10 protein-coding genes, 1 pseudogene and 1 riboswitch are annotated in these 15,801 nt (G+C 69.1%); all 11 genes and pseudogenes read left to right on the top strand.

Annotated features, from left to right (window positions below; all coding sequences use genetic code 11):
- The coding region (locus tag L1066_RS02850; RefSeq protein WP_235734884.1) for a cytochrome P450/oxidoreductase at positions 1–1,609 on the top strand (1,609 nt) is incomplete at its 5' end.
- Between the two features lie 416 nt (positions 1,610–2,025).
- Positions 2,026–2,643 (top strand): fumarylacetoacetate hydrolase family protein, encoded by a 618-nt coding sequence (locus tag L1066_RS02845; protein ID WP_235734658.1) that lies wholly within the window; start codon positions 2,026–2,028, stop codon positions 2,641–2,643.
- A 63-nt stretch (positions 2,644–2,706) separates the two neighbouring features.
- Positions 2,707–3,870: an amidohydrolase/deacetylase family metallohydrolase gene (locus L1066_RS02840; protein ID WP_235734659.1), complete on the top strand. Its 1,164-nt coding sequence runs from the start codon at positions 2,707–2,709 to the stop codon at positions 3,868–3,870.
- On the top strand, positions 3,867–4,625 hold the full coding sequence (locus tag L1066_RS02835; protein WP_235734660.1) for an HpcH/HpaI aldolase family protein: 759 nt from the start codon (positions 3,867–3,869) through the stop codon (positions 4,623–4,625). Before L1066_RS02840 ends, L1066_RS02835 begins: the two co-directional genes overlap by 4 nt.
- Positions 4,626–4,647: 22 nt before the next feature.
- Positions 4,648–5,043, top strand: coding sequence for a cupin domain-containing protein (locus L1066_RS02830; protein WP_235734661.1), 396 nt, complete (start codon positions 4,648–4,650; stop codon positions 5,041–5,043).
- A gap of 35 nt (positions 5,044–5,078) precedes the next feature.
- Positions 5,079–8,456: a pyruvate carboxylase gene (locus L1066_RS02825; protein WP_235734883.1), complete on the top strand. Its 3,378-nt coding sequence runs from the start codon at positions 5,079–5,081 to the stop codon at positions 8,454–8,456.
- 83 nt (positions 8,457–8,539) lie between these two features.
- Positions 8,540–10,647, top strand: a pseudogene (gene ligA, locus L1066_RS02820) (NAD-dependent DNA ligase LigA).
- A gap of 102 nt (positions 10,648–10,749) precedes the next feature.
- Positions 10,750–11,076: an Asp-tRNA(Asn)/Glu-tRNA(Gln) amidotransferase subunit GatC gene (gatC, locus tag L1066_RS02815; RefSeq protein ID WP_235734663.1), complete on the top strand. Its 327-nt coding sequence runs from the start codon at positions 10,750–10,752 to the stop codon at positions 11,074–11,076.
- Complete coding sequence (gatA, locus tag L1066_RS02810) at positions 11,073–12,632, top strand: Asp-tRNA(Asn)/Glu-tRNA(Gln) amidotransferase subunit GatA (RefSeq protein ID WP_235734664.1); 1,560 nt, start codon at positions 11,073–11,075, stop codon at positions 12,630–12,632. The genes gatC and gatA overlap by 4 nt, the downstream gene beginning before the upstream one ends.
- The gene (gene gatB, locus L1066_RS02805) at positions 12,629–14,125 is read left to right on the top strand and encodes an Asp-tRNA(Asn)/Glu-tRNA(Gln) amidotransferase subunit GatB (protein WP_235734665.1); all 1,497 of its coding nucleotides are present in this window, start codon (positions 12,629–12,631) and stop codon (positions 14,123–14,125) included. The genes gatA and gatB overlap by 4 nt, the downstream gene beginning before the upstream one ends.
- 82 nt (positions 14,126–14,207) lie before the next feature.
- Positions 14,208–14,365, top strand: a riboswitch (cobalamin riboswitch).
- A gap of 70 nt (positions 14,366–14,435) precedes the next feature.
- A partial coding sequence (locus L1066_RS02800; protein ID WP_235734882.1) for a prenyltransferase/squalene oxidase repeat-containing protein occupies positions 14,436–15,801 on the top strand: 1,366 nt, incomplete at its 3' end.

Below are 15,801 nucleotides of genomic sequence, written 5' to 3'. Positions count from 1 at the left end.
GCCGGGGGACGACACGATCTCGCTCCTGCTCCAGCAGCGCAAGGCGGACGGCTCGCTGTTCACCGACGCCGAGCTGCTGTCCGTCATCGGGATCGCCATCTCCGGCGGCGTCGACACCACCACGTCGCTCACCGGGTCCGTGCTCGTCCATCTGGACGAGCACCCGGAGATGCGTGAGCAGCTGATCCAGGCGCCGGACCTCCTGATCGACGGCACTGACGAGTTCCTCCGGCGCTACGGGTCCGTCACCGCAATGGCCCGCACCGCCACGGCCGACACCGAGATCGGCGGTTGCCCGGTCAGTGCTGGCGAACGCGTGCTGGTTCCGTGGTTCGCAGCCAATCACGACCCGGCGGTCTTCCCCAGCCCGGAGCAGGTCCAGCTGGACCGCGACGCGAGTCGCCACCTGACCTTCGGGATCGGGACGCACCGGTGCCCGGGCTCCCACCTGGCTCGGGCCATGTTCCAGGAGATGATCCAGCAGGTGCTGACCAGGTTGCCCGACTACCGGGTGGATCGCAGCGGACTGGTGGGGTACCCGTCCCGCGGCAATCACATGGGCTGGGACGTCATCCCGGCAACCTTCACGCCAGGCCCCCGCGTCGGGACCCAGGTCCAGCAGTTCACCGCTGCCTCCGAGCACGTTGCGGACACCTTCGAGGTGGTGGTCGAAGAGGTGTGCGACCAGGCCGACGACGTGATCAGCGTCGCGGTGGCAGCGGCCGACGGCTCGGTGCTGCCCGCATGGTCGCCTGGCGCGCACCTGGAGTTCCGCCTGCCGTCGGGGCGGCTGCGCCAGTACTCGCTGTGTGGCGTACCGGGGGATCGCGGGGTCTACGAGGTCGCCGTGCTGCGGGAGCAGGCCGGTCGGGGTGGGTCGGTCGAAATGCACGAGATCGCCGCGCCCGGGACCCGACTGACCGTCCGCGGCCCGCGCAACCACTTCCCGCTCGTCGATGCCGAGGACTATCTCTTCCTGGCCGGTGGCATCGGCGTGACGCCGCTGTTGGCCATGGCGCGCGCGGCATCGGGGCGCGGCAAGCAGAGCATCGTCGTGTACGGCGGCCGCTCGCGGGGCTCGATGGCCTTTGCCGACCGCTTCGGCGACCTGCCCGGCGTGGAGGTGGACCTGGTTCCCCAGGACGAGCGAGGGGTGCCCGACCTCGAGGCGATCATCGGTCGAGCGGGGCCGGGGACCGCGATCTACTGTTGTGGTCCCAGCGCGATGATCAATGCCGTGCAGGAGGTGTGCGACCAACTGGGGCGCCGGTCGCAGTTGCACGTCGAACGCTTTGCGGCGAGCGACGAGATGGAGGCGCGATTGGCCTCGACGGACGACAACCGTCCGTTCAAGGTGGAGCTCGCCCGAACGCGCAAGGTGCTCGACGTACCTGTCGACAAGCGCCTGATCGAAGTGGTGCGTGAGGAGCTTCCCGGTCTCAACTATGACTGCGAGAAGGGCTTCTGTGGTTCCTGCGAGACGCGGGTCCTGGCTGGCAGGCCCGAGCATCGCGACGAGGTCCTGACGGAGGAGGAGCGCGCCCGCGGCACCTCGATGATGATCTGCGTCAGCAGGTCCGCCACGGACCGGATCGTGCTTGATCTCTGATCATTGGGACGGCCCGGCGCCCATGGTTGGCGCGCGGTGAACGACGGACGCGGCAACACCGAAACGGTGTTGCCGCGTCTTTCATTTGCGCAGGTCAGAAGCCTGATCGTGACGTGAAGAGGTGGCATGACGGACGTTGTTTGGGCCCCTTTGAACACGGCCAAGCGTTTCAGTTGACAAGACATCATCTCGCATTAGAAGATACGTCACATGCACCTGGTGACGACTGACGCCGGTATCGGCCGCCTCGAATCCGACGAGGTCGCGTTGCTGGACACGCCGTTCCCACACCTCGGTGCGGTGTTGGCGGACGCCGGTTCCTTCGCCCCGCTGGCCACTGCCTCGGTGCGTTCGCGAGTCCCGCTCGCCGGCGCCGAGATGGTTGCGCCGCTGGGCACTCCGGGCGCGCTCTGGGGGTGGGCCTCAACTACCGCTCCAAGGCGGCTCGTGCCGGCCGGGACCTGCCGACGGACCCGATCCTCTTCCTGGCGGCACCGACTTCCGTTGCGGCCCCCGGCGCTCGAGTCGCGGTGCCCGCAGGAGTGACCGAGGAGATGGACTACGAGGCCGAGATCGCGCTCGTGATCGGCCGGCCGCTCTACCGGGCCTCGGAGAGTCAGGTGTGGGACTGCATCGCCGGCATCACATCGGCCAACGACATGACGGCCCGTGACGTGATGCGGGCGACCGCAACTCCTGTGCTGGCGAAGAGCTTCCCAGGATTCAAGCCGCTCGGCCCCTCGGTGTGCACCGTCGACGAGTTCGCGCAACGTGACGACATCCCGGTCCGGTCCTGGGTCAACGACGAGCTGCAGCAGGACGACACGAGCGCCGGCTTCATCTTCCAGGTGCCGGAGCTCCTCGCCCGCATCTCCCGACACACCCCTCTGCGTCCTGGTGACGTCGTCCTCACCGGGACGCCGGCGGGCACCGGACAGGACCGCGGATGCTTCCTGGTCCCCGGCGACCGCATCCGCATCGAGATCGGTCCACTGCTGCCGCTGATCACCACAGTGGTCGACGGTCACACCTGATCCGCCGCCGACGTCCGGGCGTCGGCGTACCCATCCTCACCTTTGGCCGACCAAGGAGTCGACATGACCGTCTCGAACCATCCGCAGTACGACCTCGTGCTTGCCGCCGGCACCGTGCTCGACCCGGCCTCGGGTCTCAACCAGCGCTGCGACGTCGCCGTCAGCGGGGAGCAGATCGCAGCGATCGGGCCCGACCTGGCCAGCCACGGCGCCACCGTCGTCGACTGTGCCGGATCCTTGGTCGTTCCGGGCCTGGTCGAGGGACACAGCCACATCTTCCAGCACGTCTCGAAGGTCGGTGCCCCGGCCGACGAGGCCCATCTGCGTCGCGGCGTCGTCGCAGTCGCGGACGCGGGCACGGCGGGAGCATCCACCTTCGACGCCTTCCGCAAGCTGACCGTCGAGGGCAACCAGATGCGGGTGGTGAACTTCCTCAACGTGTCGGTCCTCGGCCTGATCGATTTCCGGTTCGGGGAGTTGCTCAACCCCGACACCCTGAACGTCGAGGACGCGCTCGCCACGGCGGAGGCCAACCCGGACGTCGTGCGTGGCTTCAAGATTCGGCTCTCCGAGGACGTCGTCGGTCCGCGGTGGAGGACGTTGCTCAAGAAGTCGATCGACCTTGCCGAGCAAGCAGGGCTGCCGCTGATGATGCACATCGGTGAGACCGAGGAGCCGTTGCCGGCGGTGCTCGAGTACCTGCGTCCCGGTGACATCGTCGCCCACTGCTACACCGGCAAGCCGCACGGCATCCTGGATGGTGATCGGGTGCTGCCCGAGGTGATGGAGGCACGGGAACGCGGTGTTCTCTTCGACTCCGCGCACGGTCGCAGCAACCTGAGTTTCGAGGTGGCACGACGCGCCATCGCGGACGGCTTCCTGCCTGACCTCCTGAGCTCCGACACCAGTGCACGGAACTGGCACGGCCCCGTCTTCGACCTGACCACCAGCATTTCCAAGCTGCTCGCTCTCGGAGCCCCGTTGGAGGAGTGCATCCGACGGGCGACCGTGGTCCCGGCCGAGCTCCTCGGACTCGCGGGCGAAGGCTATGGCCGCTTGGTGGTGGGCGGGCCGGCACACGTGACGGTGCTGACCGAGACCGCCGAGGTCGTGCTCCCCGATGCCTCCGGGAACCAGATCACCGCTCCGCGACTGGAGCCGACCACGGTCCTGCACCGTGGCGCGTTCGTCGAGACCACCCCGTGGCGCGGGGCAGCTTCGGCGTGACCTCCGTGCACCAGGCACGCGCGAGGCTGCGCGCGGGGTTGGCGGCGGGAGAGCAGCTGCGCGGCACCTTCGTGAAGCTGCCTTCGGCGGACGTCATCGAGGTTGCCGCTGCGACTGGGCTGGACTTCGTCGTCGTCGATCTCGAGCACTCCACGTTGGGGGAGCACGATGCCATCGGACTGGTCCGTCATGCCGATGGTGTCGGGTTCCCGGCACTGGTCCGGCTGCCCTCGGTGGACCACGGTCTGGTCGCGCGGCTGCTGGAGAACGGCGCGGCGGGCATCCAACTGTCCTCGCTGCGCTCCCACGAAGAGGCCAGGACCTTGCAGAATGCCTGTCATCACGCGCCGCGCGGCGAACGGTCGGTCAGCCTCGCCAACCGGGCTGCGGGGTTCGGCCGGACCGCGCTCGCGGACTACCTGGAGCGGGAACAGGAGTCTCCTCCGGTGCTGGTGGGACAGATCGAGTCCGATGTCGAGGGCGACCTGAGCAAGGTCCTGACCGGCCTCGACGTCGCGTTCGTGGGGGTCACGGACCTGGCGGTCCACCTGGGACTTCCGGATCGAGAGCAGCTCGACCGCGCGGTGGGGGAGATCCGTCGCGCTGCCGAGCGCGCCGGAGTCAACTTCGGCGGCTGGGCCGCGAGCAGTGCGGACGCCGCGGCGCTGGACGGCGCGGGATATGTCGTGATCGGTTCCGACCTCCAGCTGTTGGCCACCGCGCTGCACGAGCTCACTGCGCCACACATCGATTGACCAACCACCACTTGGAGGAGCCATGAGCACGCTCAACCCCCACCTGTTCGGCAAGGTCGTCAACTGGGACGACATCCCCCAGCGGGAGGTGCGGCCAGGGGTACGACGGCGGATCTTCTCCACCGACGAGGTGATGATCGCCCACCACGAGCTGGAGGTCGGGATGACCTTGAACCCGCACCGCCATGAGGACTTCGACCAGTTGGTCTTCATCGCGCAGGGCCGGTGCAACTACTACGTCGATGGGACGCCCAACGAGATGGGGCCGGGTTCCTTCCTCCTGGTGCCCAGGGGAGCGGAGCACTACGTGGAGCCGACCCAGGGCCCCTGCATCAACATCGACTTCTTCACGCCGCCGCGCGCCGACCTGCTGGCGAAGCTCGAGGGGCCACTGACCCCTCCCACAGATCCTGCGTGACCGCAGGCCCACGACACGTCCGAGGAGATGCGCCGATGTTCCACAAGGTCCTGGTCGCCAACCGCGGTGAGATCGCCGTACGAGCCTTCCGGGCGGCGTGTGAGCTCGGCGTGCGCACGGTGGCCGTCTTCCCGTGGGAGGACCGCAACAGCGAGCACCGGCTGAAGGCTGACGAGGCCTACCAGATCGGTGAGCCCGGGCACCCGGTGCGGGCATACCTGGATCCTGAACTGGTGGTCCAAGCCGCACTGCGGGCCGGCGCGGACGCCGTCTACCCCGGCTACGGGTTCGCGTCCGAGAACCCGGATCTCGCCGCGGCCTGTGCGAAGGAGGGAATCACCTTCGTCGGGCCCGACGCAGAGGTCCTTGCCCTCACCGGAAACAAGGCACGGGCGGTCGAGGCTGCGCGGAGTGCCGGCATCCCGGTGCTGGCGAGCGTGCCGCCGTCTGCCGACCCGGAACAGCTGTTCCGCGCCGCCGCCGCGTTGCCGTTCCCGGTCTTCGTCAAGGCGGTCGCAGGCGGTGGTGGCCGGGGCATGCGACGGGTGGATGAGCCCGCAGCACTCGCCGACGCGATCGCCACCTGCATGCGGGAAGCCGAGGCGGCGTTCGGTGACCCCACGGTCTTCGTCGAGCAGGCAATGGCGGACCCCCGGCACATCGAGGTCCAGGTCTTGGCGGACGCCGACGGTGAGGTGATCCATCTCTTCGAACGCGACTGCTCGGTCCAACGGCGTCACCAGAAGGTCGTCGAGATCGCGCCAGCTCCCGGGCTGGACCCCGAGCTCCGTGACCGGATGTGCGCCGACGCGGTCACCTTCGCCCGCGCCATCGGCTACGTCAACGCAGGAACCGTCGAGTTCCTCCTCGGACCGGACGGTTCCTATGCGTTCATCGAGATGAACCCACGGATCCAGGTCGAGCACACGGTGACCGAGGAGGTCACCGACGTGGACCTGGTCCGGGCGCAACTACGGATCGCGGCCGGGGCGACACTGGCCGATCTCGGGCTTGCCCAGGAGCGGATCCTGGTGCGTGGCGCTGCCCTTCAGTGCCGGATCACCACGGAGGATCCCGCCAACGGGTTCCGGCCCGACACGGGGCGCATCACCGCCTACCGTTCGCCCGGTGGATCCGGGGTCCGGCTCGACGGCGGCACCGCCTACACCGGCGCCGACGTGAGTGCCCACTTCGACTCGATGCTCACGAAGCTGACCTGCCGGGGGCGCGACTTCCACACGGCGGTGACCCGGGCCCGCCGTGCCATCGCCGAGTTCCGGATCCGTGGCGTGGCCACCAACATCTCGTTCCTCCAGGCGGTGCTGGACGAGCCGGACTTCGTCGCCGGCCGACTGACCACCTCCTTCATCGAGGACCACCCGCACCTGCTCACGGCACGCTCCAGCGCGGACCGAGCAACCAAGTTGCTCGCGTGGCTGGCGGACGTGACCGTGAACCAGCCGTACGGCGTCGCTCCGGTGACGGTGCCGGCGGCGGCCAAGTTGCCTCCCGTCGACCTGACGTCGACGCCACCGGAGGGTTCGCGGCAGCTGCTCGGCCGCCTCGGTCCCGAAGGGTTCGCGCGGCACCTGAGGGAACAGGACACGGTCGGGGTCACCGACACCACCTTCCGCGACGCTCACCAGTCACTCCTTGCCACGCGGGTCCGTAGCCGCGACCTGCTCGACGTGGCTGGCCATGTCGCTCGGCTCACTCCTCAGCTGCTCAGCGTGGAGGCCTGGGGAGGTGCCACGCACGACGTGGCACTCCGCTTCCTGGCCGAGGATCCGTGGCAGCGACTCGAGGGTCTCCGTGAGGCGATTCCGAACGTCTGCCTGCAGATGCTGCTCCGTGGTCGCAACACGGTCGGGTACACGCCCTACCCCGTGGCCGTGACCGACGCCTTCGTCGCCGAGGCGACCCGCTCGGGCATCGATGTCTTCCGGATCTTCGACGCGCTCAACGACGTGGAGCAGATGCGTCCCGCGATCGACGCGGTGCTCCGGACCGGAACCGCCGTGGCCGAGGTGGCGCTGTGCTACACCGGCGACCTCAACGATCCGGCGGAGGAGACATACACCCTCGACTACTACCTTCGGCTGGCGGAGCGGATCGTTGCTGCCGGCGCGCACGTGCTGGCGATCAAGGACATGGCGGGGTTGCTCCGTGGCCCCGCGGCACGGCGGCTGGTGCTGGCGCTGCGGGAGGAGTTCGAGCTCCCCGTGCACCTGCACACCCATGACACGGCCGGGGGCCAGTCGGGAACCCTGCTGGCAGCCATCGTCGCCGGTGTCGACGCCGTCGACGCAGCGAGCGCGCCGATGGCCGGCAACACCTCGCAGCCCTCGTTGTCGGGACTGGTGGCCGGGACGGACCACGCTGCCCGGGAGACGGGACTCGATCTGGACGCGGTCTGCGCGCTCGAGCCCTACTGGGAGGCGATGCGCCGAACGTACGCGCCGTTCGAGTCGGGACTCCCGGCTCCGACCGGGCGGGTCTACACCCACGAGATCCCGGGCGGGCAACTCTCCAATCTCCGGCAGCAGGCGATCGCGCTCGGACTGGGCGAGAGGTTCGAGGAGGTCGAGACGACGTACGCAGCCGCCAACCAGATCCTCGGAAACATCATCAAGGTGACGCCGACCTCCAAGGTCGTGGGCGATCTCGCCCTGCACCTGGTGGGCAGCGGCGTCGACCCGTCGGACTTCGCCCGGGAGCCGGAGAAGCACGACATCCCCGACTCGGTCGTCGGCTTCCTCGCCGGGGAGCTGGGGACCCCGCCCGGTGGCTGGCCGGAGCCGTTCCGGACCCGGGCGCTCGCCGGACGTGAACCACGTCGGGCAGCCGTGACGCTGTCGGCGGTTGATGAGGCCGACCTCGCCGCGTCGCCCCGTGGCACGCTGGACCGGCTGCTCTTCCCCGGTCCGTCTGCGACCTACCGGGAGAGCGTGGAGCAGTACGGTGCGCTGACACTGCTGCCCACGTTGGAGTACCTCTACGGACTGCGTCCCGGGCACGAGCACGTGGTCGAGCTCGAAGCCGGCAAGACACTCCTGATCACCTTGGAGTCCATCAGCGAGGCCGACGAACGCGGCTTCCGGACCGTGATGTGCACCATCAACGGACAGCTGCGACCGATCACCGTGCGAGACCGCTCCATCGCGTCGGAGACGCCGGCCCGGGAACGCGCCGACACCTCCCGGCCCGGACAGGTGGCTGCGCCGTACGCCGGCGTCGTCACCGTCCTTGTTTCGGAAGGTTCCCACGTGGAGGCGCATGACGTTGTCGCGACGATCGAGGCGATGAAGATGGAGGCCCAGATCACCGCACCGGTTGCCGGAGTGGTGCAGCGGGTCCCGGTCGCGGGGCCGCAGGGCGTCGAGGGAGGCGACCTCCTCCTGGTGATCGAGTGACGCACGGGCCCGCAGGGGCTCCGGCCGCGGTGCGGCCCGAGGGGCCCGGGGGCCTGTCGGGGCGGCACGGCAAGATTGACCCCATGAGCAACGAGGTCGTTCCCGCCACTCCTGAGGCCAAGGACCGTCACCACCTCCTGGTTGAGGAGGTGGAAGAGGCCCGCTGGCGCTACTACGTGCTCGACGACCCGACCCTCTCCGATGCCGACTTCGACGTGCGGATGCGCGAGCTGGAGTCGCTGGAGGAGGAGTTCCCGGAGCTCCGCACGCCCGACTCGCCCACGCAGAAGGTCGGGGGCGGGGTCTCCACCGACTTCACCCCGGTCGACCACCTCCAGCGCATGGAGAGCCTCGACAATGCCTTCTCCGACGAGGAGCTGGACGTCTGGTACGCCCGCTTGGGACGCGACGGTGTCGAGGCACCACCGCTGCTGTGCGAGCTGAAGGTCGACGGGTTGGCGATCAACCTGCTCTACGAGGGCGGTCGCCTGGTGAGAGCCCTCACCCGCGGTGACGGCACCACGGGCGAAGACGTCACTCCCAACGTGCGCACCATCGCGAGCATCCCGCACCGGCTCACCGGCACCGAGGAGTTCCCGGTGCCGGAGCTGGTCGAGGTGCGCGGTGAGGTGTTCTTGCCGGTGGAGGCCTTCGAGCGCCTCAACGAATCGATGCGTGACGCCGGCAAGCCGGCGTTCGCCAACCCCCGCAACGCCGCCGCCGGCTCGTTGCGCCAGAAGAACCCCAAGGTCACCGCCACCCGGGCTCTCGGCATGGTCTGCCACGGCATCGGCGCGCGTCGAGGCTTCGAGCCGTCGTCGCAGTCCACGGCCTACGACGCACTCCGTGCCTGGGGCCTGCCCACCTCCGACCGGGTCAAGGTGTTGCCCGACCTGACCGCAGTGCGTGAGTTCATCGCCTACAACGGCGAGCACCGACGCTCGGTCGAGCACGAGATCGACGGTGTCGTGATCAAGGTCGATTCGGTCGCCGACCAGCGCCGGCTCGGCTCCACCAGTCGCGCGCCGCGCTGGGCCATCGCCTGGAAGTATCCGCCCGAGGAGGTCAACGCCAAGCTGCTGGCGATCGAGGTCAACACCGGACGCACCGGGCGGGTGACGCCGTTCGGGGTGATGGAGCCCACGAAGGTGGCCGGCTCGACGGTGGAGCGGGCCACCCTGCACAACTTCTACGAGGTGAAGCGCAAGGACGTGCGTCCAGGTGACACGGTGATCCTGCGCAAGGCGGGCGACGTCATCCCGGAGATCCTCGGGGCGGTGCCCGCACTGCGCCCCGATGGCCTCGAGGAGTGGGTGCCGCCAACCACGTGCCCCGCCTGCGGCACCGAGCTGGTGGAGCAGAAGGAGGGCGACAAGGACCGACGGTGCCCCAACCACCGCTCGTGCCCGGCCCAGCTGCTGGAGCGGGTCTTCCACGTGGCCGGCCGCGGCGCCTTCGACATCGAGGGCTTGGGCTCGGAGGCGGCCGCGGCCCTGCTGGACGCCGGTCCCGACGTGCTGGTCGACGAGGGGGATCTCTTCGACCTCGACATCGACAAGTTGTTGCGCACGTCGTTGTTCACCCGTGCCCCCAAGAAGGGGAGGAGGGCCTGCAGCTGACCGCCAACGGTGAGAAGCTGCTGGGCAACCTCCAGGAGCGCAAGGACGTGCCGCTGTGGAGGGTGGTGGTCGCGCTGTCGATCCGCCACGTCGGTCCGACCGCTGCCCGAGCACTTGCCACGGCCTTCGGCTCGATGACCGCGATCGCCGATGCCGACGAGGCCGCCCTGGCCGACGTCGAAGGAGTGGGGCCGACGATCGCCGCCTCGGTCCGTCGTTGGTTCGACGACGAGGAGGCTGGCGCCAGTTGGCACCGAGCGATCATCGACAAGTGGGCCGCGGCCGGCGTACGCATGGAGGACGAGCGCGACGAGGAGGTCCCGCGCACCCTCGAGGGGCTCACCGTCGTGGTGACCGGCTCACTGGTCAACTACACCCGTGACTCGGTCAAGGAGGCGATCATCGCCCGTGGCGGCAAGGCCTCGGGATCGGTCTCGAAGAAGACGGACTTCGTCGTGGTGGGGGAGAGCGCCGGGTCCAAGGCCGCAAAGGCGGAGGAGCTCGGGCTCACCATCCTCGACGAGGCCGGGTTCGAGGCGCTGCTCGCCGGTGGGCCCGATGCCTTGGCGTGATCGGCTGGTCGGTCACCGACGCTGACCTCAGGTCGTGCCGACTCCGTCCCCGGGAGGTGGCCGCGCGGTCGGTTGGCGGTGGTCCCAACTAGGATTCGGACCATGCCCGAGAACTCTGCGATCGGCGCGTCGGCAGAGATCACCCGCGACGAGGTGGCCCACTTGGCCAACCTCGCGCGGATCGAACTCTCCGATGCCGAACTCGACCACCTTGCCCCGCAACTGTCGCTCATCCTCGACTCCGTGCGCTCGATCGGCGCGGTCGCGGGTGACGACGTGCCCGCCACCTCCCACCCGCTGCCGCTGACCAACGTCTTCCGTGAAGACGTCGTCACGCCCGGCCTGACGGCGGAGCAGGCGTTGGCGATGGCACCGGAGAGCGAGAACCAGCGGTTCAGCGTGCCGCGGATCCTGGGGGACGAGCAGTGAGCGAGTGGCTGACCAGGACCGCGGCCGAACTGGCCGACGCGCTCGCTGCTGGCGAGGTGACCTCCGTCGAGCTGACCCGGGCTCACCTCGACCGGATCGCTGCCGTTGACGGCACCGCCGAGTCCGGCGTGCACGCCTTCCTGCACGTCGACTCCGACGGAGCGCTGGCCGAGGCGGCCGCCTCCGACGCGCGCCGCGCCGAGGGCAAGCCGCTGAGCGCGCTCGACGGCGTCCCGATCGCGGTGAAGGACGTGCTCACCACGGTGGGCCAACCCACCACCTGCGGCTCCAGGATCCTCGACGGCTGGATCCCGCCGTACGACGCCACGGTGGTCACGAAGCTCAAGGCGGCGGGCCTGCCGATCCTGGGCAAGACCAACATGGACGAGTTCGCGATGGGGTCCTCCAGCGAGCACTCGGCCTACGGTCCGACGCGCAATCCGTGGAACCTCGACCGGATCCCCGGCGGCTCCGGCGGCGGCTCGGCCGCTGCCGTTGCAGCGTTCGAGGCTCCGCTTGCGCTCGGCACCGACACGGGCGGCTCGATCCGGCAGCCCGGAGCGGTGACCGGCACCGTCGGCGTGAAGCCCACATACGGTGCGTTCTCGCGCTACGGCCTCGTGGCCATGGCCAACTCACTCGACCAGGTCGGCCCCGTGACCCGTACGGTGCTCGACGCAGCGCTGCTGCACGAGCTGGTCGCCGGTCACGACCCACTCGACTCCACGAGCATCGACGCACCGGTGCCCGATGTCGTCGCCGCTGCCCGTCAGGGCGCGGCCGGTGACATGAAGGGGCTGCGCGTCGGCGTCATCAAGGAGCTCTCCGGCGAGGGCTACCAGGCCGGTGTCGAGGCGAGGTTCCGCGAGACCGTCGACCAGCTCGTCTCGGCGGGAGCCGAGGTCATCGAGGTGTCGTGCCCCAACTTCGTGCACGCGCTGGGCGCCTACTACCTGATCATGCCGAGCGAGGCGTCCTCCAACCTCGCCAAGTTCGACGCGATGCGATTCGGCCTGCGGGTGCTGCCCGAGGGCGTCGAGGCGCCGAGCGCCGAGGAGGTCATGCGGGCCAGCCGCGACGCCGGTTTCGGTGACGAGGTCAAGCGCCGCATCATCCTCGGGACCTACGCCCTGTCGAGCGGCTACTACGACGCCTACTACGGTCAGGCACAGAAGGTTCGCACGCTGATCCAGCGCGACTTCGACGCCGCCTTCGAACAGGTCGACGTGCTCGTGTCGCCGACTGCTCCGACCACCGCGTGGGCCCTGGGCGAGAAGCTCGACGACCCGTTGGCGATGTACCAGGGCGATCTGGCCACCATCCCTGCCAACCTGGCGGGCGTCCCGGGCATCTCGGTGCCCGTCGGCGTGGCCGAGGAGGACGGCCTCCCCGTCGGCTTCCAGATCCTGGCACCCGCGATGGCCGACGACCGGCTCTACCGGGTGGGCGCGGCCGTCGAGGCGCTGGGTGCCCAACAACGTGGAGGCCCGTTCCTCGGTCTCGACGATCTCGACGCGCGGCTCGAGGCCGCCGGCACCGTGGAGGTGGCCCGATGAGCAACGCGACCCTGCCGTCCTTCGAGGCGGTTCTCGAGAGCTACGACCCGGCGATGGGTCTGGAGATCCACGTCGAGCTGAACACGAACTCCAAGATGTTCTGTGGCTGTCCGACCGAGTTCGGCGGCGAGCCGAACACCCAGGTGTGCCCGGTCTGCCTGGGCCTGCCCGGAGCGATGCCGGTGGTCAATGGCCGGGCCATCGAAGCGGCGATCCGGATCGGCCTGGCGCTCAACTGCGAGATCGCGGAGTGGTGCCGTTTCGCCCGGAAGAACTACTTCTACCCCGACATGCCGAAGAACTTCCAGACCTCGCAGTACGACGAGCCGATCGCGTTCGAGGGCTACCTCGACGTGGACGTGGACGGCGAGACCTTCCGCGTCGAGATCGAGCGAGCGCACATGGAGGAGGACACCGGCAAGGCCACCCACGTTGGGGGCTCAACCGGCCGGATCCAGGGCGCCGACTACTCCCTGATCGACTACAACCGAGCCGGCATCCCCCTGATCGAGATCGTCACCAAGCCGATCCTCGGGGCGGGCGCCAAGGCACCGGAGGTGGCCAAGGCCTACGTGGCGGCGGTCCGTGAGCTGATCGTCGCGCTCGGTGTCTCGGACGCCCGGATGGACCAGGGCTCGATCCGCGCCGACGTCAACCTGTCGCTCTCGCCGAAGGGTTCGGGCACGCTCGGTACCCGTACCGAGACCAAGAACGTGAACTCGCTGCGTTCAGTCGAGCGGGCCGTGGGCTATGAGATGCGCCGCCACGCCCTGGTGCTGGGCGGCGGCGAGAAGATCCTCCAGGAGACCAGGCACTGGCACGAGGACACCTCTGTCACCACCAGCGGTCGCCCCAAGTCCGACGCCGACGACTATCGGTACTTCCCCGAGCCCGACCTGGTGCCGGTGGCCCCGACGCGCGCATGGGTCGAGGAGTTGCGGGCCACCCTCCCTGAGTTCCCGTGGCTGCGCCGGGCGCGGCTGCAGGCCGAGTGGGGCTTCTCCGACATGGAGATGCGCGACACGGTGGGCGCTGGAGCATTCGACCTGGTCGAGCAGACCATCGCGGAGGGCATCGCTCCCCAGGCCGCCCGCAAGTGGTGGCTCACCGAGTTGGCCCGCCGTGCCAACGAGACGGGTGTCGAGGTCGCCGAGCTCGGCGTCACCCCGGCGCAGGTGGCCCAGGTGCAGAAGCTCGTCGACGGCGGCACGATCAACGACAAGCTGGCCCGGCAGGTCTTCGACGGCCTGCTCGCAGGTGAAGGCACGCCCGAGGAGATCGTCGCGGCCCGTGGACTCGAGATCGTCTCCGACGAGGGTGCACTCTCGGCGGCCGTCGACAAGGCCATCGCCGAGAACCCCGACATCGCCGACAAGATCCGTGACGGCAAGGTGGCTGCAGCCGGTGCCCTCATCGGCGCGGTGATGAAGGAGATGCGCGGACAGGCTGACGCCGGTCGGGTGCGCGAACTGGTGCTCGAGAAGCTCACCTGAGTCACTGCACGATCCCGCCAGCACCCGGTCCGCGACTGCGGGACCGGGTGCTGGTCATTTCGAGGCGCGCCGGTCCTCCGGTGTACCGTGAAGCGTCGCCGTGCCCACGGTCGACGTACAACTTGAAACCACGTCGTGTGGTGGGGGAAGCCGGTGCGACTCCGGCGCTGACCCGCAGCCGTGATTCTCCCGTTCGGGCGGGGGACGAGCCGGAGCACCTGCCAGCGATGCACCTTTATCAGCGCTGTCGCGGAATGCAGCGGGTGGGAGCCCCGAGGCCCTTCCCGTTCGTCACAGCGGGAAGGAAATCATGAAGACGATGCATGTACGTCGGGCCATCGGCCTGGCCGGAGCTGGTGTGCTTGCCGCCGGGCTCACTGTTGCGCTCCCCATGGGAGCAGCGCAGGCCGAGCCTGATCCCCAGCCGGCTGCGACCGGTGCCACGTGGCTCGCTACGCAGCCCGTGGACGGCTTGATCAACGTCAAGAACGAGTACGACGGCGAGGTCTTCGAAGGCGTCGACCAGGGGTTGTCCCTCGACGTTGCCTTCGCGCTCAATGCTGTCGGCGGACAGGGCGACACCGTCACCGAGATCCTCGACGCGGTGGCCGGTGAGGTGGAAGCCGGAAAGTACATCCAGGGGGATGAGTACGACTGGCAGGAGCCCTACGACTTCCAGCAGGTCGGTTACTACTCCGGCGCGACGGCCAAGACACTGACTGCTGCTGTCGAGCTCGGTGGCGATCCCACGAGCTTCGGTGGAGTCGATCTGGTGGATCGGCTGGAGGAGCTCGTCACCCCGAGCGGTCGCATCGAGGACGACAGCTTCTTCGGCGACTACGCAAACGTGATCGGGCAGAGCTTCGCGGTGCGTGGCCTCCAGGGCGCCGGTGATGACGCGTCTGCCGCCGTGGCCGACGCGGTGACCGAGTTCCTCGTGCTCCAGCAGTGCGACAACGGTGGGTTCCGGCTCAACTTCAACGGTGCAGACGCCGGGTGCACCGACGATGCCGATGCCGACCCCGACGCAACCTCCAACGCGCTGGTGGCCCTGAGCTCGATCGAGACCCCGGACGCCGAGGTCGAGGCCGCCCTCGCCGATGGCACCGACTACCTGCTCGACATCCAGAAGGCAGACGGCTCCTTCGGCGGCGGCACCAGCACCGAGGAGTCCAACTCGAACTCGACCGGGCTGGCCGGCTCGGCGCTGGCTGCGCTCGGCGAGACCGAGGCTGCGACGGATGCTGCCGCGTGGGTGCGCGCTCACCAGCTGACCGGCCTCACGACATGTGAAGCCGGTATCGGTGCAGATGCCGGCGCGATCGCCTACAACGACGCCGATGCAGCCGCTGCTGCGAAGGACGGAATCGGCGATCTGGAAAGGGGCGTCTTCGTCCGCGCCGCTGCTCAGGCACTTCCGGTGCTGACACTCACTCCGGCCGCCGTGGGTGACCTCGCGGTGAAGGGCAAGGCGGGCTTCATCCAGGCGGGTTCCGCCACCAAGGTGACCGTCACCGGTCTCGCGGCTGGCGAGCGTGCCTGCCTCACCGGCGGCAAGGCAGCAGTCGTGGTGACCGGCTCCGGCAGCGCCACCGTGACGGCCAAGGCGGGCACGGGCGTCCGCACGCTGACCCTGGTGACCGCCGGCGACGCGACCGCGCAGACCACCGTCTCGG

Origin of the sequence: Nocardioides alcanivorans (assembly GCF_021555175.1) — a bacterium.
GTDB classification, from domain to species: domain Bacteria; phylum Actinomycetota; class Actinomycetes; order Propionibacteriales; family Nocardioidaceae; genus Nocardioides; species Nocardioides alcanivorans.
The sequence above is the reverse complement of the archived record's forward strand: the minus strand, read 5'-3'. Positions and strand labels throughout refer to the sequence as shown.

What these genes read in the sequence shown, in the direction of transcription:
- L1066_RS02840 (WP_235734659.1), top strand. Translation starts at nt 2,707, where the DNA reads ATGACCGTCTCGAACCATCCGCAGTACGACCTCGTGCTTGCCGCCGGC.
- L1066_RS02830 (WP_235734661.1), top strand. Translation starts at nt 4,648, where the DNA reads ATGAGCACGCTCAACCCCCACCTGTTCGGCAAGGTCGTCAACTGGGAC.
- L1066_RS02825 (WP_235734883.1), top strand. Translation starts at nt 5,079, where the DNA reads ATGTTCCACAAGGTCCTGGTCGCCAACCGCGGTGAGATCGCCGTACGA.
- gatC (WP_235734663.1), top strand. Translation starts at nt 10,750, where the DNA reads ATGCCCGAGAACTCTGCGATCGGCGCGTCGGCAGAGATCACCCGCGAC.
- gatB (WP_235734665.1), top strand. Translation starts at nt 12,629, where the DNA reads ATGAGCAACGCGACCCTGCCGTCCTTCGAGGCGGTTCTCGAGAGCTAC.